This window comes from Paraburkholderia haematera, from assembly GCF_905220975.1.
GTDB lineage: Bacteria > Pseudomonadota > Gammaproteobacteria > Burkholderiales > Burkholderiaceae > Paraburkholderia > Paraburkholderia haematera.
Window position 1 is genome coordinate 61462 of sequence record NZ_CAJNBK010000021.1, and the last position, 20367, is coordinate 81828.

The window sequence follows — 20367 nt, forward strand, 5'->3', positions numbered from 1 at the left end:
CTTTCCGAGAGTCAACGAGTCGTCATGACAAAACCATCCGTTCCCAACGCTGAACCCCGATGTCTGCCGTGCCGGCTCGCCGCGATTGGCGCGGTCGTTGCAGTCTTTGCCGGCGGCTTTGCCTACACGGCAGGCTGGCTGACACCCACGCGGCTCTCTGCGCCGCGATTCATCAATACATTCGAAGCAGTGGCAGGCCAGCCGCATCCTGGCTACCGCCGCAACCACGCAAAGGGCCTGTGCGTGGAGGGCTATTTCGACAGTAACGGCGACGGCGCGGTGTTGTCTCGCGCTGCGGTGTTCGCTACCGGCCGCACGCCGGTCACGGGGCGTTTTGCCGTACCGGGTGGCAACCCGTCCGCGCCCGATACCAGTTCACCGGTGCGCAGTATGGCCTTGTTATTCCAGTTGCAAAATGGCGAGCAGTGGCGCACGGGAATGAATTCGACACCCGTATTCGCAGTTCATACGCCCGAGCAGTTCTATCAGCAACTGCTTGCGGCGAAGCCCGATGCCGCGACCGGCAAACCGGACCCGGCGAAGCTGAAGGCGTTTTACGACGCGAATCCGGAAACCCAACCGTTTCGCGCGTGGGTGAAAGCGCATCCGCCGTCATCGAGTCTCGCGAACGCCGCGTACTACAGCATCAACGCATTCCAGTTTACCGACCGTGCGGGCAATACCCGTGCGGTGCGCTGGTCGATGGTGCCTGAAACGCCATATGCGCCGATCACCGATGCCCAAAAAGCCGGGAAGAATTTCCTCGAGGCCGACCTCGACCAGCGCCTGCAAAGCGGACCGTTACGCTGGCATCTGATCCTGACGGTCGCCCAGCCCGGCGATCCCGTCGACGACGCGACGATGCAATGGCCCGACGATCGTCAGCATATCGATGCCGGCACACTGGTGATCGATCGCTCGACATCGCAGGAAGGCGGTACGTGCCGCGACGTCAATTTCGATCCGACCATCTTGCCGGCGGGCATCCGGCCTTCGAACGATCCATTGCTCGCGGCACGCTCGGCTGCTTACGCGCTGTCGTACAAGCGCCGCACACGCGAAGAAACGCTGCATCCCGCGATCCACCAAACGCAGACAAACGGAGGCCAGTCATGAAGCAGACGCGCGCACATTTCAGTCCGCTCGCGCGAGCGCTGCATTGGACGATGGCACCGCTGATCGTCGCGATGCTGTTCATCGGGGTGGGGATGGTCGCGACGGTATCGCGTGCGCATATCACGCTGATCGCGATTCACAAGCCGCTCGGCATCGCGCTGCTGTTGTTGGTGATACTGCGCGCGAGCGTGCGGATCAGGCGCGGCAGTCCGCCGTTGCCGGTAGACATGCCGGCGTCGCAGCGCATCGCCGCCAGACTGTCGCATCTCGTGCTGTACGTGCTGATGGCGGCGATGCCATTGATCGGCTGGGCGATGCTATCCGCAGCGGGATACCCGGTCACGCTATATGGTCCGCTGTATTTGCCGCCGATCGCGCCGCATAACGTCGAATTGTTCGCGGTGCTGCGCGCGCTGCACACATGGCTCGCATTTGCATTGTTTGCCACCGTGCTGTTGCATCTCGCGGCGGCGTTACTTCATGGATTGATCCGCCGCGATGGCGTGTTTTCGAGCATGGCGCGCGGTGGGCGTTAGCGCTTCACCCGCTCCGAGCGCGGATCGTAGGGCGCCTTCAGATGCACGGTCGCCGGCAACAGATCGCCGGCGACGTCGATCATGTATTGGCCGCTGTTCAGATACGCCGCATCGGCAACGCCATCCGGATTGTTGATATAGCCCATCGCGACCGGACAGCCGAGCGTGTGCCCGAATGCCGCCGAACTGACGAAGCCGACCGGCTTGCCGTCACGCAGAATGGCTTCGCCGCCCCATAGCATGCGATCGGTGGCGCCATCGGCGGTGAGCACCGCCATCCGGCGGCGCTGCGGTTCGGCGCGCAATTTCAGCAACGCTTCGCGGCCGCGGAAAGGAATGTCCTTGTCGAGCTTGCAGGCAAATGACAGACCCGCTTCGAACGGATTCGTATCGGGAGTCAGTTCGCGCCCCCACGCGCGATAACCCTTCTCGATGCGCAAAGAATCGATCGCGTAGTAGCCCGCATTGACGAGGCCGAATGCCGTGCCCGCGGCGTGCAGCGTTTCGTAGACACCCACTGCGAATTCCACCGGCACGTAGAGCTCCCAGCCGAGTTCGCCGACATAGGTGAGACGCGTGGCGCGCACCGTCGCGTAGCCGAGATCGACCTCGCGGCTTTGGCCGAACGCAAACGCCTCATTGCTCCAGTCCGCCTTCGACACGCTTTGCAGCAACTCGCGAGAGCGTGGGCCCATCACGGCGAGCACGGCGTATTGCCCGGTGACGTCGACCAGGGTGCAGTGTTTGTCGTGCGGAATCGCTTTTTCGATGGTGTCGAAATCGCGCGTGGTTTGCGCGGTGCCGGTGACGAGCAGGTATTGATCGTCGGCGAGGCGCGTCAGCGTGAAGTCCGATTCGTAGGTGCCGCGCTCGTTGAGCATGCCGGTATAGACCGTGGTGCCTGGCGGCACGGCGACGTCATTGGTGACAATGCCTTGCAGCACGCTTTCCGCATCACGTCCTTTGATGAGAAATTTGGAGAACGACGTCATGTCGAATAGCGCGACGCCTTCGCGGCATGCGCGATGCTCGGCGCCGCTCCACGGCAGCCAGTTCTGCTGGCCGAACGCGTAGTCGATCTGTGCCTCGGCGGGTGTCGGCGCGAAAAAGTTGGCACGCTCCCAGCCCATCTTGCTGCCGAAAGAGGCGCCTTCGTCGCGCAGCAGCGAATAGAGCGGTGAGCGGCGAAACGGCCGCGCGCTGTCGAGTTCGCGATTCGGCCACGGCATCGCATAGTGCAGGCCGAGCGTTTCCTTCACGCGATCGTGCAACCACGTGTCGTTGCCGTTAAAGCGCGCGAAGCGGCGGATGTCGACCGGCCACAGGTCCATCGTAGGTTCGCCCGCGACGATCCATTCGGCGAGCGCCATGCCCGCACCGCCCGCCGACGCGATCCCCATCGAGTTGAAACCTGCGCCGACGAAAAAGCGCCGCAATTCCGGCGCTTCGCCGAGCATGAAGTTGTTGTCCGGCGTGAACGACTCCGGGCCGTTGTAGAACTGCTTCACCTGCGCCGTTTCGAGCGCGGGCACGCGTTGCAGCGCATTTTCCATCAGGATTTCGAACTGATCCCAGTCGTCGGGCAGCAACTGGAATTCGAAATTCTCCGGAATGCCGTTCATGCCCCAGGGCTTCGCGTTCGGCTCGAAGCCGCCCATCACGAGACCACCCACTTCCTCCTTGAAGTAGATGAAGCCGTCCGGATCGCGCATGACCGGCAGGTCCGGATGCACCCCGGCGATGCGTTCGGTGACGATGTAGTAGTGCTCGGCCGAGTGCAGCGGCACGGTCACGCCGCACAGGCGGCCGACCGCCTTGGCCCACTGGCCCGCGCAATTCACGACGATATCCGCGCCGATCGTGCCTTCCTCGCCGTCCTTGTTGCGCCACGCGAGGCCGCTGACTTCGCGCGCGCCGGTTGTGCCGTTGGTCTTGTTTTCGAGAGCCGTGCGCGTATGGATCGCCGTGACGCGGGTGTTCTCGACGATGCGTGCGCCGCGCGTGCGGGCGCCGCGGGCGAGGGCCTGGGTCAGATCGGTGGGATTCGCCTTGCCGTCACCGGGCAGCCAGACGGCGCCGAGCAGGTCGTCGGTGCGCATCACCGGCCATAGATCGCCGGCTTCCTGCGGGCTGATCACGTCACACGCTACGCCGTAGGCGCGCGCGACGGCGGCGGTGCGCTTGAGTTGGGTCATCCGTTCAGCCGTGCGGGCCACTGAAAGCGAGCCGCATTGCTTCCAGCCGGTCGCGAGACCGGTGTCGGCTTCGAGTTCGGCATAGAGCGCGGTCGAGTAGCGGATCAGCCTGGTCATACTTTCCTGCGCGCGCAGTTGGCCGACGAGGCCGGCCGCGTGCCAGGTGGTCCCGCAAGACAACTGGCCTTGTTCCAGCAAAACCACATCGGTCCAACCCAGTTTGGTGAGGTGATAGGCGACCGAGCAGCCAATGATGCCGCCTCCAATGATGACGACACGGGCGTGGGCAGGGATGGATGTGGACATATGTGGAAATGAGTTGAATTGATGCGCGTAGATTGCAACAAAATTTGGCAAAAAGCAATGATCGATTTGGTGCGCGTGCGATCAAAGGAGGCGGCGGTTGCACTGGCAATAAGCAGCAGCACTACCATTTTATAACCAAGTAGGTTAATATCCATTGGAGGCAAAGTTGGAAAAAAACACGCCTCACTGCACATTGGCCGATGCCCAGAGCCTCGCGCGCGAAGGGAAGATCAGAATCACGAAATCGGCCGTGATTGGGGCCGCGGCACTGGGCTTCGGGCCTGCGGCAATTGTCGACACGTTGATGTCGCTTGACCGCCGCGCTTTCAGAAAAAGCATGACCACGTATGCGGATCATCGGGTGTGGCAGGACGTCTACTGCGCCATGACCGAAGCAGGCATGGTCTATTTGAAATTGACGGTGATCGATGACGTCCTCGTCGTCTCATTCAAGGAGTGGTGAACATGAAATGCCCGAACTGCGGAGCGGCCGAGCTGGTGCGCGATACGCGCGATATGCGCTATGTCTACAAGGGAGAGATGGCCGTCTTCGAGGCCGTCACGGGTGACTATTGCCCGGCCTGCGAAGAGGCGGTGCTCGACATGGACGAGGCGACCCGCACGGGGCAGATGATGCTGGCCTTCAATAAAGAGGTGAATGCATCGCAAGTGGATCCTGCGTTCATTGCCGCGGTACGCAAGAAGCTCGATCTGGACCAGCGCGAGGCAGCGGAAATTTTTGGCGGCGGGGTGAACGCTTTTTCACGCTACGAGAATGGCAAGACCCGGCCGCCGCTTGCTCTGATCAAACTCTTGCAGGTGCTGGACCGGCATCCCGAGTTGCTGGCGGAAGTAAGGGCGAGTTGAGCATTTTTGCCACAACGTGTGGGTTCGTATGGAAATGCGTTGGGTTTTCTTGGCGAATTATGAGGGTGTTTGCTAGACTGGGCGCCGTTATCCAGGTCGCCCTCTTATGTTCTCCACCCAACGCCAAGCCGAAATTCTGCGACTCGTCCGCGAGCAGCGCACCTGCACGATCACCGATCTCGCCGGCCGCTTCGAGGTTTCCGACGAGACCATCCGCCGCAATATCAAGCCGCTGATCGCCGACGGCCTGCTCATCAAGGTCCATGGCGGGGTCATGCTGCCCGAGCGTCTCGACGAGCCGCCGTTCCAGCGGCGCATGGTGGCAAGCCGCGAGGGCAAGCAGGCGATCGGCGCGCGCATCGGCGAACTGGTTCGGGACGGGGATTCGTTGATTCTCGAGGGCGGTACGACCTGCCTGCATATCGCCCAGACGCTCGCCGCGCGCTCGCAACTCACGGTGGTGACCAATTCCATTGAAGTCGCCCGCGTGCTCGCGTCACGCAACGGGAATCGGGTGTTCATCGCCGGGGGCGAACTGCGCGCTGACGACTCCGCCGCTTTCGGCGACAGCGTGTTGACTTTCCTGCGGCAGTTCCACGTGCGCTACGCGATCGTCTCGGTCACCGCAATCGACATGCAGGGCCGTTTCATGGACGCGCTGCCCGCCGACGTGGCGTTTTCGCTCGCGGCTTTTGCGCAGGCCGAGCGGCGTGTGGTCGCGGCGGATCACGCGAAATTCGGCCATAGCGCGCTGGTACATGCTTTCGGCCCGGATGCGGTCGACCTGCTGGTGACGGACGAGACGCCGGCTCCCGCGCTAGCTCAGGTGTTTGCTGCAGCCGGCCTGGAAGTCAGTGTCGGGGCGGATATCGGCTCCGCGCTCTGAGCCGGGCCAAGCCAAGCCATTCGCCCCTCGCAGCACCTTCAAATCCGTCTCCACAGTCAATAGCCTCCAACGCGTAAAATGGCCGGTTACCACAGGCAACCTACGCTAGGCCGAATCCGCGCCGCCAGGCGCGATCCATCGCCTGCTGCGCCACTTTGCTTCCGCGCCCGATCGTTGTTGCCGGCTCGAATAGGAATGGACCCTGATGTCGTCAGTTTTCTTTGATCGGGAAAGGATTGCGGAATGGCTTGGCGACCACACTGTCGCCAAGGCGCGTTCGGTCGGCGCCGTCACGAACGTGAAATGGGACGGCGCGACGCTCAGCGGCTATGTGCAAGGCACCCGCGTGCTGCCGTATCACACGCGGGTGCGGTTTCGCACCGACGGTCGCACACCGTGGGCGCAGAGCGACTGCAGTTGCCCGGTCGGCCGCAACTGCAAGCATGTCGCCGCGCTGCTGCTCGCCGAGCTCGAGTATCACGACGAGATGGACCACATCACCCACGTCGAGATCGACTCCGATGAGCACCCGTCTGCCGGCTACCCGCAGGCGCCGTCCGGGGCGACAGCACAGCCGGCGTCCGGTGTGCGTCCCGAACTGGTCAGCTGGCTGGAGCGGTTTCGCGCGCGCGCCGAGGCCGCCGACGCGGTTGCCCAGAAGGCCGGCGCCGCGCGCACCCAAACGCTGGCCTACCTGCTGAACTGGTCCAACTTTCACATGCGCCATGAGGTCGTCCTGTACCGGGCGCGCTGCAATCCGGACGGCACGATTGTCGAAGTCGACGAGCCCTGGGGCAATGTGGAAGCCGCCTTACTCAAGCAACCCCGGTTCGTCTCCGACGAAGACCTCTCGATTCTGCGCGGCCTGTGGCTTGGCCGTTCCCGCGAGGACTTCGGCCAGTTCATCCTGCGCGGCACGAGCGGCGCGGAGATGCTGCAAAAACTGATCGCCACGGGGCGCCTGTTCTTCGAACTCAAAACGGCGCCGGGTCACGAGGGGCCAACCCCGCTATCGCGCGGCGCCGACCGGCCCGGCCGGATCGAATGGGAGCCGCTGGCGGACGAACGCCTGCGGCCCGTGCTGTGCACCGAGCCGCGCGCCACCATGGTGCTGCCCACCGAGCCGGTCTGGTTCGTGGACGGTGTGGCGAATGAGGCGGGCGTCGTCGAATCGTCTTTGCCGTTCCAGCAGTTGCCCGATTACCTCGCCATGCCGCCGATCTCGCTTGCCGAAGCGCCGCTCGTCGCCTCGGTGCTGCGCGAGATCGCGCCCGACCTGCCGCTGCCCCCCACGCACGACGCCTCCTCGATTCGCGTCATCGACGTCGATCCCGTGCCGGTGCTCACGCTCAATAGCCACGCGCTGCCGTCTGCGGCCAAGGCCGGGCAGCGCAAGTCCGAGGCGGTTGAACTGGCCGGCGTCAGCTTCGATTACGACGGCGTCAGCATCAATGTCGACAGTAGCGTCACGCTCGTGCCCGTGCCGGGTGGTGACGTTATCCATATCCGCCGCCGCTACGAAGCCGAAAAGAAGCGTTTGCTCGAACTACGCAAGACGGGGCTGCAGAAAGTCCCGACCAGCCGCGTGTACGCATCGCGGCTTTTGCCCGATACGATGCTCGGCCTGTCCGATCCCGAATCCTGGTCCGCCTTCGTCAACGACGCCGTGCCGGACCTGGTGAGCAAAGGCTGGCGCGTGACGATGGCGCCGGAGTTCCGCTACAACGTCATCGAGATCGATGCGATCGACGGCACCGCGCAGCAGGCGGGCGACGGCTGGTTCGATCTGGAGATGGGCATCCGCATCGGCGAGCGCAATGTGCGGCTCGAGCCGCTGCTCGCCGATCTGTTCCGGCGCGACCGGCGCTGGCTCGGCGGCGCGCTCGAAACGATCGCCGACGACGAGCCGATCGAGCTGAAGACCGAAGAAAACAAGCGTCTGCGTCTGCGTGCCGACCGCCTGAAGCCGGTGGTACGCGTGCTGGTCGACCTGTTCGACGCACTGGGCGGCACGTTAGCGGAGGGCGCGCCCCTGCGCGTGCCCTCAGTCGATGCGGGCCGGCTCGAAGCATTGAACAGCACGGGCCGCTGGCAATTCCAGGGCGACGATTCGATTCGCCAACTGGCGCGTCGTCTGCAGGCGGGCCCCGGCTTGCACGAGGTGCCGGTGCCGCGCGGCCTGAAGGCGGAACTGCGCGCGTATCAGCAGCAGGGTCTGAACTGGATGCAGTTCCTGCGCGAACACGATCTGGCCGGCGTGCTCGCCGATGACATGGGTCTCGGCAAGACCGTGCAGACGCTCGCGCACATCCTCGCGGAGAAAGAAGCCGGGCGGCTCGACCGTCCCGTGCTGATCGTCGTGCCGACCACGCTCGTGCACAACTGGCGCGAGGAAGCGCGCCGTTTCGCGCCCGAACTGAAAGTGCTGGTACTGAACGGCCCACAGCGCAAGGAGCGTTTCGAACAGATCGGCGAGCACGAACTGATTCTCACCACTTACGCACTGCTGTGGCGCGATCAGAAGGTGCTCGCCGAGCACGATTACCACCTGCTGATCCTCGACGAGGCGCAGTACGTCAAGAACGCAACCACCAAAGCCGCGCAGGCGATCCGCGGATTGCGCGCGCGGCATCGGTTGTGTTTGACGGGAACGCCGCTGGAGAATCATCTCGGCGAACTGTGGTCGCAATTCGACTTTCTTTTGCCGGGCTTTCTCGGTAGCCAGAAAGATTTCACCAGGCGCTGGCGCAATCCCATTGAGAAAAACGGTGACGGCGTGCGCCGCGCGTTGCTGGCGCGCCGCATCCGGCCATTCATGCTGCGCCGCCGGAAGGACGAGGTCGCGAAGGAATTGCCGGCCAAGACCACGATTCTATGTTCGGTCGATCTGGAAGGCGCGCAGCGCGATCTGTACGAAACCGTGCGTACGGCCATGCAGGAGCGGGTACGCGCGGCGGTCAGCGCCCAGGGGCTCGCGCGCAGCCACATTATCGTGCTCGATGCGCTGCTGAAGCTGCGCCAGGTTTGCTGCGATCCGCGTCTCGTGCGGAAAATCCAGGTTGACGAGACGCCGGTCGAACCCGGTGAGAAGCGCGGCAGAGCGGCAAAAACCGAAAAGGCCGGAAAGGTTGAGAAGGTTGAAAAGGTTGAAAGGGTCGAAAGAGGGACGCGCGTTACGCGTTCGGCCAAGCTCGATCTGCTGCTGTCGATGCTGCCCGAATTGATCGAGGAAGGACGGCGCGTGCTGCTGTTCTCGCAGTTCACCGGCATGTTGTCGCTGATTGCCGAAGCGCTCGAGGAAGCCGCGATTCCCTATGTGATCCTGACCGGCGACACGACGGACCGTATTACGCCGGTCGAGCGTTTTCAGCGGGGCGAGGTGCCGCTGTTCCTGATCAGCCTGAAGGCCGGCGGCGTAGGCCTGAACCTGACCGCCGCCGACACCGTGATTCACTACGACCCGTGGTGGAACCCCGCCGCCGAGAATCAGGCGACCGACCGCGCACACCGGTTGGGGCAGGACAAGCCCGTGTTCGTCTACAAGCTGATTGCCGCGGGCAGCATCGAAGAAAAGATCGTGGAATTGCAGGAGCAGAAGGCCGGACTCGCCGACAGCATTCTTTCCGAAGACGCCGCCGGCGCCACCAAGTTCTCGGACGACGATCTCGACGCGCTATTCGCGCCGATGCCGGAGATCGAAGGCGGGCGGTGAGATTATTCCTTGATCCGCTGCAAGGTAACGTCTTCAGGACGTCCGACCCACACCGCGAGTGCCGAGTAGTTATCCATCGATGCGCCGTGTGTATGCTGATGTGAAACGGCGTGGCGGAGCAGGGACAACCAGTCGTCCGCCTTGTTGACGATTCGCAGATGTTGCTCGATGTTTGTGTCGGACACGGCGTGCCATAGGCCATCGGTACATAGCAGAAAAGCGTCGCCGTCGTGGAGCGGCTGAATCGGGCTGACACAAGGTGTGATGTCGCCGCGTACGCCGAGTGCGCGATCGAGAAGATTCGGGCTGATTCCATCGAGTGGTAAGCCCGCGTCGGCCATGCGTTGCAGCAGACTGTGGTCGCGCGTGCGATGGATCAGCAAGCCACGCCGGAAGTGATAGAGCCGGCTGTCGCCGAGGTGTGCCCATTGCGCGGTGCGCGTCATGCGATCGATGAACAGTGCGACGACCGTGGCACCCATTTTCCGGTTGCGCGGATCGCGCGCCTGTTCGGCCAGAATCGCATCGTTCGCGTCCTTGATGCAAGCCTCGATCGCCACAGAAGTCATGGCGCGCGCGCTCCCCTGCGCGAGGATATGATTCACCGCGCATTGCGCCGCGACCTCGCCGCCCGGTTCGCCGGCAATGCCGTCGCTAACCACGAAGCATGCGTGTCCCTCTGCTACCACGTGACCGATGACGTCCTGGTTGCCCGAGCGGTCTCCCGTGCATGAGAAATAGGCATACGAAATATCCATGCGTTCGCCGCTTCAGCCGCGGCAGCTATTGCGGTACTGTGTGACCTCCGCGTCGTACGCCGCAAGAAACGCACTGCCGAACACAGCACTGAAATCGTCCTCGACGGCAAGCAGCGTGTCGCGGTGGAGCTTCATATATTCATCCCACAGCCGGGCCTTGCGTCGCATCGGCACATAACGATCCAGCCACTGCTGCATCGGAGTGCGCCGTTCCAGCCGCTCCGGAGCAAAACGCCGGAGCAGTTCGGTGAGCGCCGCGCGCATGCCGGCCACCATGCCGATCTGATGAGCGTGCAGATCGTTGAAGGCGTCGCTGACCGCACCTTGTGGTGACATGAACCCGGGAAAGGGCAGGCCGAACATTTGCCTGAGCACTGCGCCCCCGTCCGGAAGCAGCTTGAGCGGATTGTTTTCACGGTCGAGGAGCATCGTCATGTCGGCTTTCACTTCGCGCTTGAGAATGCTCCGCGACGAAAGCAGCTTCACTGTGCCGTTAGCGAACAGCGAGAGCAATTGCCCTGCGATGAAGAGCTGGTCGGTTGTCCACTCGTCACTCGCGGGGTCGAGACCGGCGCCTCGCATAAATGCCATCAGCAGGGGCTGAGCCGATGCGTCAAGGTGAGCCGCGGCAGGTCCCTCAGCGCTCCTGCCGGGTCGCTCGACGGCTCGCACGGTGTCCGGCGTGTCTGGTGTGTCCCGCGTCTCTGGTACAAGCGGGCGGGCGCGTATCGTCTGCGTCCATTCGCCTGCACGATCCGATGCCGTCTTCTGCGCGGCGGCTGCGCGATCGCGACTGGCTGGCGCCGCCGGTGGTAACGGCGTTGCGGGTTGCGCAAGGCTGCTCGGAGATGATTCAAACAGAGCGTCGCCTGTACTGTCAGCCGCACCAAACAATTCAAGCGGATCGGAAGGAACGTTGCGCAGTTCGTCGAATGCGACGGCGCGCTGAAGCGCATCGCTGCCGCCGCGCGATGCAGAGACGGAGATTGGTTCGCGTGGGCCGGGCTGAGCGCCTGGTTGTGTGCCTGACTGCGTGCCGCCGCCGAAGCGCGATTCGAGCGTATGCCAGAAATCGTCGCGGCTCTGCGATGCCGGCGCCTCGCTCGTACCCGCATCCATATTGTCACGCTCGGCGCGCAACAGATACGTTCCGATGCGAATCGCATCGCCGGCCTTCAGCGAGTACTCGTCCGCGCACGACAACGGCGTGCTGTTGACCTCGACCGCCGACACGCTGCTGAGATTCTTGAGCACGCAGCGATCGCCTTCGATCTGCAGCAGCGCTTGCAGCCGCGAAATCTGGCGCGTCTCGTCGGGCAGCACCAGATGATTGTCTACGTTGCGGCCAATGGTGCCGCCGGGCGGCCTGAATATCGCAGAGGCTCCGCGGTGAATGGGTCGACCGGCGTGTTCAATAACAGTCAATTGCATGATGGACGCTGACTCGATTGTGCAGATATCCCGACGCGCATCACGTTGCGCTATGACGCCGCCGCTGCTGCATGTTGCCGCCGCGCTGCTTCGAATGCCGGGCCCCAGATCGGATGTCCGCGTTCCGCTGCGGATAACTCGAAGTGCGGATCAATATCGAGGATCTTTCGGAACTCGGCGCGACATGCCGATAACTTGCCGGTGACGCAATAGCTGAACGCCATCAGCTTGTGAGCCTCGATTTGCGTGGCGCTATCGGACCGGTCTATTTCACTGGCATGACTGAGTAATTGGATCGTGCGCGCGTAATCGCCGTTCGAATAGGCACTGCGCGCATTCTGTACGGTTTCGGTGGCCGCACGCTGCTGCGGCGAAATGCTCGAGCAACCGGCAAGGATGGAGATGGAGGACGCCAACACGATAGTGACAACGCCACTGAGCCTCATGGGGTCATGCTATCCGTGGAAAACAGGTTGTTATCCGAATCAGGAATTTTTTCATCATTTCGAAATGCGACAGGTAGTTTTTTCATGAAATGAATGGAGTGTCATCTATCTGACATGGCGCGCTACTGATGCGTGCGGCAGGCCGCTCCTCACAATATATCTCGCAATTGGCAGATTGCAATTGTGAAAATTCGTAGGCCATTGGCGGATAAAAAATTAGCTAAATTCATGCCAGAGTAAGGAAATTAAAAACTAATTAGAAGAACGATGCAAGAATGCATTTTTTTAATAATGGTAAACCAGATATTGCTATTTAGTTCAGCTGTGAATTACGCTAAATAAGCGTATTTATCTGTGCATGCGTGACCGCAAAAAAGGTGCCCACAGCGAAGCTATGCCCGCTATCAGGCGGACTTCTGTCGATGGACCGGCCAGGTCAAAAAACCCTCCAGGTATCGGTGCGAATGCATGCTGCATAGCTATGCCGTTCTGACGAACGCGAGAGAGATGATGCAAGTGTCGATTAAACGGGCGCATTGGCCGCTGATGGGAATCGTGCTGGCCGGCGTGCTATTGAGCAGTTGCGCGGCAACGGATAAATCGTTGCCGGTTCCGTACGCGATTTCCTTTGAGGTGGCACCCGACGTGAACCCGGATGGAAATGCCAGGCCGTCGCCGATCGTTTTGCAGGTATTCCGGCTCAAATCGGCCGCGAGTTTCGATGGAGCCGATTTTTTTTCGCTTCAGAGCAAGACTCAAAGCACGCTGGCCGGCGAACTGTTGGGCGTGGACCGGTTGATCCTGCGTCCTGGCGAGTCGCGCACGGTCCGCTATACGGGCGACCTCGATGCTCATAGCGTCGGTGTGGTCGCGGGTTATCGCGCGCTCGAGCGCAATCGCTGGAAATTGATCGTGCCGCTGCCCGCTGCCAAAGAAACGAATCTGCTGAAATTCTGGCAAACCTCGCCCGGAGAAATCCGACTTTTGATTGCGGTGAAGAACGGCGGAATGCAAATCGTCGACCAGACGGGGGCGAACCGATGAGCACGATTGATTTGCCGCCGCGCGCAGGCGCGGCGTTGCGCCATCGCGTAGTCTGGTCCGAGGGCATGTTCCTGAGGCCCCAGCATTTCCAGCAGCTCGAACGCCATTTCGAGCGCTATGTGCAACTGCGCTGCCTGCCGGTTCAGGGTTTGTTCTGGGGGTTCAGTACGCTCGACATCGACACCGAAGCGCTTGCCCAGGGCAAGGTCGTGCTGCTCGCCGCATCTGGCGTGATGCCGGACGGCACGCCGTTCGATTTTGCCGGCGGCGACGACGCCCCGGCGCCGCTCGATATTCGCACCGACATGACGAACGAGACGATCGTGCTCGCTGTCCCGACGTGGCGCGGCGACAGTGCGCAGATTTCCTTCGACGAGAATAGTGTCTCGCCCCTGTCGCGTTATGTTGCCACGGAGACCGAGGTCGCCGACGTGAATACGATCGGCCTGGGTCCGGCACTGATACAGATCGGCAAATTGCATTTGCGGCTGATGGCGCAATCGGAGATCTCGTCCGACTGGCAGGCAATGGGCGTGATGCGTATTGTCGAGCGCCGCGCGGACCGTCGTGTGATTGCCGACACCGGCTACATTCCACCGATGCTCGCGGCACAAACTAGCCCGATGCTGGCCAGTTACATGAGCGAATTGCACCGGCTGCTCACGCAGCGCGGCGAGGCGCTGGCGAGCCGCCTTACACAGCCGGGCCGATCCGGAGTGGGCGAAGTGGCGGATTTTCTGCTGCTCGAGCTGATCAACCGCTACGTTGCCGTGACCTGGCATGCGCAACAGCCGGTTGCGATTCATCCGGAGACGCTGTACCGCGACTGGCTCAAACTCGCGTGCGATCTCAGCACGTTCACGTCGAGCACGCACAGTCCGCAGGTGCTCCCCCGTTATGAGCACGACGATCTGAGCACGACATTCGGCGAACTGATGAACGAGTTGCGCCGCTCGCTCGCGACCATGCTTGAGCAGAACGCGATCCAGATCGAGTTGAAGGATGCAGGCAACGGCGTGCGCGTGGCAATCATGTCGGATACCGAATTAATGCGCGATGCCGGATTTGTGCTGGCGGTACACGCGGACGTGCCGGCAGATGTCTTGCACACGCGATTTCCTGCTCAGGTGAAGCTCGGCCCGGTCGAGCGGATCCGCGATCTCGTGCAGCTCCAGTTGCCGGGCATCGGCGTGCGCGCGTTGCCGGTCGCGCCGCGGCAGATTCCGTATCACGCGGGCTATGCGTACTTCGAGCTCGACAAGAGCGGCGATCTGTGGCGGCAACTCGACCGTTCAGGCGGGCTCGCGCTTCATCTTGCCGGCGAGTTTCCCGGATTGTCGATGGCTTTCTGGGCGATCCGCGGCTGAGGCGGACGAGGCGGACGACGGACGGAAATGACCCATGAACCACTGGAATGATGCAGTTGCAGGCACGCCCGGCGGCTTCGTGCATCCGAACCCGGGTGGCGCGCCCCCCATCTCCGACGCGGCCGGTGCGGGTGGGGCTGATGGCGAGCCGCTGCCGCAGCGGGTAGCGCCGAGCGGCAGCAACCCGCTCGTCGCGGCAGCCAATCCGTTATTGAGCCTCGTGCCGCAGATTCGCTGGACGGTGCATCACCCGAATCCCCGGTGGTTACGCGAGCATCTTGCATCGGAGATCCGGCAGTTCGAAATGCGCGCGCAACGCACGGGAATCGCGCTCGACGTGATCGTCGGGGCGCGCTATTGCCTGTGTACCGCGCTTGACGAGGCGGCGTCGCTGACGCCGTGGGGCGGGGGCGGTGCGTGGTCTGCCGATAGCCTGCTGGTTGCCTTTCATAACGAGACCTGGGGCGGCGAGAAATTCTTCCAGGTGCTCGCGCGTCTTTCACAACAGCCGCAGCAACACCTCGATCTGATCGAACTGCTGTACTACTGTCTCGCGCTCGGCTTCGAGGGGCGCTACCGTGTGCTCGACAACGGCCGTGGCCAGCTCGACACGCTGATACACCGCATCGCGCAGCTAATTCGCCAGGCACGCGGCGAATACGATGCGCCGCTCTCGCCGCACTGGCGCGACGAGATTCCGGCCGAACGTGCGCGCCGTCTGGCAGTGCCGGTGTGGGCGTGGGCCGCCGTTGCAGGGGTGATTGGATTCGGCGCGTTTGTCGCATTGGATCTGACGCTCGCGCGGCGATCCGATGAATTGTTCACGGCGATCGACCGCGTACGTGTGCCTCATTTGCAGCAGCAGGCGGTGGCGGTGGCCGTTCATCCCGCTGCCGCACCGCGTCTTGCCGGGTTCCTCGAGCCCGAAGTGCGTGCGGGGCTCGTATCGGTTCGCGACGACGCCGAACGCAGTGTCGTGACGCTGCACGGCGACGGACTGTTCGAGTCGGGTTCAGCGTCGGTGATCGACCGCTATACGCCGGTGCTTGCGCGAGTGGCCGATGCGTTCGAGCATGTGCCGGGCAACATCATTGTCGCGGGCTACTCGGACAATGTGCCGGTGCGCAGCGCGCGTTTCGCGTCAAACTGGGACCTGTCGCAAGCGCGCGCGCAGGCGGTCGCGCAGATGCTCGCGTCGCGCATGACGCAAACCGGCCGCATCCGTGCGGAAGGCCGTGGCGAAATGGACCCGGTCGCCGCGAACGACACGCCGGCCAACCGTGCGCGCAACCGGCGCGTCGAGATAACGTTGCTGACGGCGCCTGCGCGCGCAGCGTCGGCCGCGCAGGGGACACCATGAGCTCCTTCGCTTCATCGCTGCCGTCCCGGCCGTTCCCCGCGCGATCTTTCTGGGTGTTCGTCGGGCTCGTGGCGGTTGCCGTGCTCATCTGGGTTGCCGGGCCGCTGATCGCCTTCAGCATGTGGCGCCCGCTCGAATCGACTGGTGCGCGCGCGGTGCTGATCTGCGGGCTATTCGCCGCCTGGGGGCTGCGCATTGGATACCGCCGCTGGCACGCGGCACATCTGAACGCACAGTTGCTGAACCAGTTGCGCGCGAGCGAAGCCGCGCCGGCCGATCAAAGCGCGGATCCCGCTCATCTGGCCGAATTGCACCACCGCTTCAACGAAGCCGCAGCGCTGTTGAAGAGCATGCGCCTCACCTCCGGTGAGCGTGCCCGAGCGGGGCTGGCTGGCTGGATCGAACGCTTTTCGCCGCGCTATCTGTATCAGTTGCCCTGGTACGTCTTCATCGGCGCGCCCGGTTCGGGCAAAACCACGGCACTCGTCAACTCGGGGTTGAGTTTTCCGCTGGCCGAGCAGTTCGGCCGTGCCGCGATTCGAGGTGTCGGCGGCACGCGGCACTGCGATTGGTGGTTCACCAACGAAGCGGTGCTGATCGACACGGCCGGACGCTACACCACCCACGAGAGCAATCGGGCGCTGGACGAGCAGGAGTGGCGGAGCTTCGTCGGCCTGCTCAGGAAGTACCGGCCGCGCCAGCCGCTCAATGGTGCGTTGCTGACGATCAGCGTTACGGACCTGCTCGGCGCCTCCGATGCGCAGCGCACCGAGCACGCCATGTCGCTGCGCAAGCGGCTTCAGGAATTGCGCGAACAACTTGGCATTCAGTTTCCCGTCTACGTGCTGGTGACCAAGGCCGACCTGCTGGCCGGCTTCGCCGAGTATTTCGCCGTGCTCGGGCGGACGCAACGGGCTCAGGTTTGGGGCTTCACGTTCCAGCTCGACGAGACCCACAAGCCGGATTTCGACCTGCGCGGGGCATTCGATCGCGAATACCAGTTGCTGCACCGGCGCCTGAACGACGCGCTGCCGGAGTTGCTGGCGGCTGAATCCGACGTGCGCCAACGCGAGCTGATCTATTCGTTGCCGCAGCAGTTCGCGCTGCTGCAAGACGTGCTCGGACAACTGATCGGCGAGGTGTTCTCACAGTCGAAGTTCGACTCGCTTCCGCTGTTGCGCGGCGTCTATCTGACGAGCGGGACTCAGGAGGGCACGGTGTTCGACCGCGTGATGGGCGGCATCAAGCGGTTTCTGCAGATCGAGGGCGTGCCACCGGCAACTCACAGCGGGGCGAATGGGCGCAGTTTTTTCCTGAAAGACCTGTTGCAGGCACTCATCTTCAGCGAGACGTCGCTCGCCGGTATGAACCTGCGGTGGCACAGGCGGCAACGCGTGCTGACCTTCGCGGGCTATGGCGCGGCGGCCGTGTTGCTGTGCGTTGCGCTTGCGCTGTGGATACGCAGCTATGCGAACAACAGCGACTATCTCCAGCAGATGAGTGAGCGCGTGAGCGTACTCGACAGGCAGTTGCAGCGCACGTCGATTACCGATGCCGCCGGCATGGGGCAGGTGCTGCCGGTACTCGACGAACTGAGAGGACTGGCGCGAACCGATCGCGTCGATCCCTCGTCGCCGCCGCTCGCGTATCGCTGGGGGCTCTTTCAGGGCGACAAGACGCAGGCAGCGGCGAGCGGCGTCTATCACCGCGCGCTTGACGAGTTGTTGCTGCCGCTCGCGGCACGGCGTCTCGAACAGACGCTGCGGGACGCGCGCCAGGACGATCCCGCGTTCGCGTATTCAGCACTCAAGGCCTATCTGATGCTTTACGACAGCGCGCACTACGACCCCGCCTTCGTGCAGGCCGTGCTCGACCTCGAATTCGAGCGTTCGTCGCCGCGGCCGCTGAGCGCCGCGCAACGTGAGGCATTGAGCGCCCATCTGGCCAGCCTGTTCGCGGACCGCGTCGTGCTGTCGCCGTTCGCGATGGACGAGCGGCTCGTCGCCGATACGCGCGACAGGTTGCAGCGGCTCACCTTCGCGCAGCGGCTCTATGCGCAACTCACGCACACGCTGCGGACCAGCACCGCGTCCTATGGCTTCGACGTCGCGCATGCCGCGGGCCCGTCGGCCGCACTGGTGTTCCGGCGGGCGAGCGGCCAGAGCCTGAACGACGGGCTACCCGGGTTGTACACGTATCGAGGCTACTGGGACGTCTTCGACAAGCGGCTGGACGATTCGATCGATGCGTTCGCGGCGGAGGAAAAGTGGGTGCTCAATCTGAAAGAATCCGAAGTGCCGAATCGCGCCGCGCAGGAGTCGTGGTCACGCGATATCCGCTCGCTCTACCTGAACGACTACGTGCGCGAGTGGGACGCGTATCTGGGCGACATTCGCCTGCAAACTGGCGATTCGCTGACGCAGAGCATTCAGGCCGCGCGGGTGCTCTCGGCGCCGGATTCACCGCTGACACGGCTCATCGACGCAGCCGCGCGCGAGACCGCGCTGACCCGCAGCGACACGGGCACGGCCGGCGCGGGACTCGCGGACCGCGCGCAGGACAAGGTGGAGAGTGCGCGTCACGCACTGGCTGGAATCTTTGCGGACGCGCCGGCTAGCGACGGCGCGGCGGTGTCCACCGACAAGCCGGAGGCCGTGGTCGACAACCACTTTGCCGGCTTGCGACAGTTCGCGCACAGCAGCGAACGCCAGGATTCCGCGCCGATCGACGCCGCGCTGAAGCTGATCGACGAGCTTTACACGTACCTGAGCGCGACCGACTCCGCGTTGCGCAGCGGCGGGATACCGCCGCCGTCCGATGTGCCGGACAAGGTGCGTGCGCAGGCCGGCCGCATGCCCGCACCGTTCAGGCAGATGCTCGGCGACCTCGCCGATGCCGCGAACGGCAGCGTGGCGACGCTCGCGCAGCGCAATATCGCGCGCAGCGCATCGGCCGATATCGGCGACTTTTGCCGTCAGGCGATCGCGGGGCGCTATCCGTTTTCGCACGGCTCCTCGCGCGATGTCGCGCTTGGCGACTTCGCGCAGCTATTCGCGCCGTCCGGGCTGATGGACGACTTCTTCCGCAAGAACCTGCAGGGTCAAGTTGACACGACCACTCGCCCGTGGCGTTTCAATACGGCGCCGAGTAGTGGCAATACAGAGGGAAATGCAGCGCCGTTCCTCGCGTCGTTCGAGAAGGCGTCCGTGATCCGCGATGTGTTCTTTGCCGGAGGGGCTCACGATCCCGGCGTGAAGGTGCAGATCAAGCCGCTCGACATGGACCCGGCGCTATCCGAGTGGGCCCTCGATGTGGGCGGCCAGAGCGTGCGCTACGCGCACGGTCCGCAAGCGCCGGTCGCCGTGCAATGGCCGCCGTCGGGAGGCAGCAACCAGGTTCGCTTGCAGGTTGTCGAGCAGTCGGGAGCGACCGATGGATGGGTGGCGGATGGGCCCTGGGCGCTGTATCGCCTGTTCGATCACGCGCGCATCGAGCCGGGTCACGCACCTGAGGAACTGATCGCCAGCTTCACGGTGGACGGCAAGCAATTCAAGGTCGAGCTCACCGCGGATTCGGTGCACAACCCGTTCCGTTTGGCGCAAATGGAGTCGTTCACGTGTCCGGGCAAGTCATGAGGATCGCAGAGGCGAACGGCCACGTGTTGTGGCCCGGCTGGTACGGGAAGGTCCCCGGTGCGGGCGATTTCGTCAACCGTGGGCTGTCCGCGGGGCTCGCCGCATGGTGGGACCGCTGGATTCAGCAGGGGATGGCTGCGCTTCGCCAGGACGCGCCGGACGGACTCAGCCGTTATTTCGCGATTGCGCCGGTGTGGAATTTCGTGATCCCGGCGGGCGCGGGCGCCGACTGTGTTCAGCTCGGCAGCCTCGCACCGAGTTGTGACCGCGTCGGCCGCTATTACCCGGTCATTGCGACGCTTGCACTGGACGCGGTCGGCTATTCGAGCCACACGACCGCGTCGGCCGGCGAGTTTTTTCGGCAGGCCGGGGCGGCGCTGCTCGATGCCGTTCGCGATGCGCATGGACCCGAGCAACTCGATCTGGCGTTGAGCCGCATTCGGCTTCCGCGCGACACCGGGCTCTTCGCGCAACGGGATGACGGGGTGCTGGCAGGTGGTGTGGTACGCGCGATGGACCATGCGGCGGGCTGGCCCAATTTGGCCGAGTATTTCGACCCGCACGGAATGACGAGCTTCTGGTGGACCTATCAGGCAGACGACGTGCTGCCGAAAACGCACGCGCATACCGGCAGGTTCGATGCGCGGCTGTTTCAGACGCTTTTCGGCGCGCCGCCGCGCGATACGTATTGACGCGGCGGCCACGCGC

Annotated in this window: 15 protein-coding genes; 11 read left to right on the forward strand and 4 right to left on the reverse strand. The window is 63.5% G+C overall.

What is annotated here, in order from left to right; genetic code table 11:
* The first annotated feature begins 24 nt into the window (after positions 1-24).
* Together KHO23_RS26965 and KHO23_RS26970 are read left to right on the forward strand one after the other, a co-directional pair.
* Complete coding sequence (locus KHO23_RS26965) at positions 25-1116, forward strand: catalase family peroxidase (RefSeq protein WP_211614759.1); 1092 nt, start codon at positions 25-27, stop codon at positions 1114-1116.
* Positions 1113-1652 (forward strand): cytochrome b, encoded by a 540-nt coding sequence (locus KHO23_RS26970; protein ID WP_211614761.1) that lies wholly within the window; start codon positions 1113-1115, stop codon positions 1650-1652. Before KHO23_RS26965 ends, KHO23_RS26970 begins: the two co-directional genes overlap by 4 nt.
* Here KHO23_RS26970 and KHO23_RS26975 read toward each other — a convergent pair.
* Positions 1649-4153 carry a GcvT family protein gene (locus KHO23_RS26975; protein ID WP_211614764.1) on the reverse strand — a complete coding sequence of 835 codons (2505 nt, stop codon included), beginning with the start codon at positions 4151-4153 and terminating at the stop codon, positions 1649-1651. The two genes, KHO23_RS26970 and KHO23_RS26975, sit on opposite strands and share 4 nt — an antisense overlap.
* 166 nt (positions 4154-4319) lie before the next feature.
* Here KHO23_RS26975 and KHO23_RS26980 point away from each other — a divergent pair, with 166 nt between their 5' ends.
* From KHO23_RS26980 to KHO23_RS26995, 4 genes are all read left to right on the forward strand, one after another.
* Positions 4320-4616 carry a type II toxin-antitoxin system MqsR family toxin gene (locus tag KHO23_RS26980; RefSeq protein WP_211614768.1) on the forward strand — a complete coding sequence of 99 codons (297 nt, stop codon included), beginning with the start codon at positions 4320-4322 and terminating at the stop codon, positions 4614-4616.
* A 2-nt stretch (positions 4617-4618) separates the two neighbouring features.
* Positions 4619-5020: a type II toxin-antitoxin system MqsA family antitoxin gene (locus tag KHO23_RS26985; RefSeq protein WP_211614770.1), complete on the forward strand. Its 402-nt coding sequence runs from the start codon at positions 4619-4621 to the stop codon at positions 5018-5020.
* Positions 5021-5126: 106 nt separating this feature from the next.
* Entirely contained in the window at positions 5127-5906 is a 780-nt protein-coding gene (locus tag KHO23_RS26990; RefSeq protein ID WP_211614773.1) for a DeoR/GlpR family DNA-binding transcription regulator, read from the forward strand.
* A gap of 205 nt (positions 5907-6111) precedes the next feature.
* Positions 6112-9618 carry a DEAD/DEAH box helicase gene (locus KHO23_RS26995; protein ID WP_211614776.1) on the forward strand — a complete coding sequence of 1169 codons (3507 nt, stop codon included), beginning with the start codon at positions 6112-6114 and terminating at the stop codon, positions 9616-9618.
* A gap of 2 nt (positions 9619-9620) precedes the next feature.
* On the opposite strand, the gene KHO23_RS27000 is transcribed toward KHO23_RS26995, so the two are convergent.
* Genes KHO23_RS27000 through KHO23_RS27010 form a run of 3 tightly spaced genes read right to left on the reverse strand, consistent with a single transcriptional unit; the run spans position 9621 to position 12253 of the window.
* A complete protein-coding gene (locus KHO23_RS27000) occupies positions 9621-10376 on the reverse strand; it encodes a PP2C family protein-serine/threonine phosphatase (protein ID WP_211614779.1) in 756 nt (251 codons plus the stop codon).
* Positions 10377-10388: 12 nt separating this feature from the next.
* Positions 10389-11807, reverse strand: a complete 1419-nt coding sequence (gene tagH, locus KHO23_RS27005) for a type VI secretion system-associated FHA domain protein TagH (protein ID WP_211614782.1) — start codon at positions 11805-11807, stop codon at positions 10389-10391.
* Between the two features lie 50 nt (positions 11808-11857).
* Complete coding sequence (locus tag KHO23_RS27010; RefSeq protein WP_211614784.1) at positions 11858-12253, reverse strand: TssQ family T6SS-associated lipoprotein; 396 nt, start codon at positions 12251-12253, stop codon at positions 11858-11860.
* Positions 12254-12763: 510 nt separating this feature from the next.
* Between KHO23_RS27010 and tssJ the strand changes: the two genes are divergently transcribed.
* The 5 genes from tssJ to tagF are packed head-to-tail and all read left to right on the forward strand — an operon-like array spanning position 12764 to position 20351.
* On the forward strand, positions 12764-13297 hold the full coding sequence (gene tssJ / locus KHO23_RS27015; protein ID WP_407946077.1) for a type VI secretion system lipoprotein TssJ: 534 nt from the start codon (positions 12764-12766) through the stop codon (positions 13295-13297).
* Positions 13294-14664 carry a type VI secretion system baseplate subunit TssK gene (tssK, locus tag KHO23_RS27020; RefSeq protein WP_211614787.1) on the forward strand — a complete coding sequence of 457 codons (1371 nt, stop codon included), beginning with the start codon at positions 13294-13296 and terminating at the stop codon, positions 14662-14664. Before tssJ ends, tssK begins: the two co-directional genes overlap by 4 nt.
* 34 nt (positions 14665-14698) lie before the next feature.
* Positions 14699-16024, forward strand: a complete 1326-nt coding sequence (locus KHO23_RS27025; protein WP_211614790.1) for a DotU family type VI secretion system protein — start codon at positions 14699-14701, stop codon at positions 16022-16024.
* On the forward strand, positions 16021-19659 hold the full coding sequence (gene tssM / locus KHO23_RS27030) for a type VI secretion system membrane subunit TssM (RefSeq protein ID WP_211614792.1): 3639 nt from the start codon (positions 16021-16023) through the stop codon (positions 19657-19659). Before KHO23_RS27025 ends, tssM begins: the two co-directional genes overlap by 4 nt.
* Positions 19656-20351, forward strand: coding sequence for a type VI secretion system-associated protein TagF (gene tagF / locus KHO23_RS27035; protein WP_211614864.1), 696 nt, complete (start codon positions 19656-19658; stop codon positions 20349-20351). Before tssM ends, tagF begins: the two co-directional genes overlap by 4 nt.
* The last annotated feature ends 16 nt before the right edge of the window (positions 20352-20367 follow it).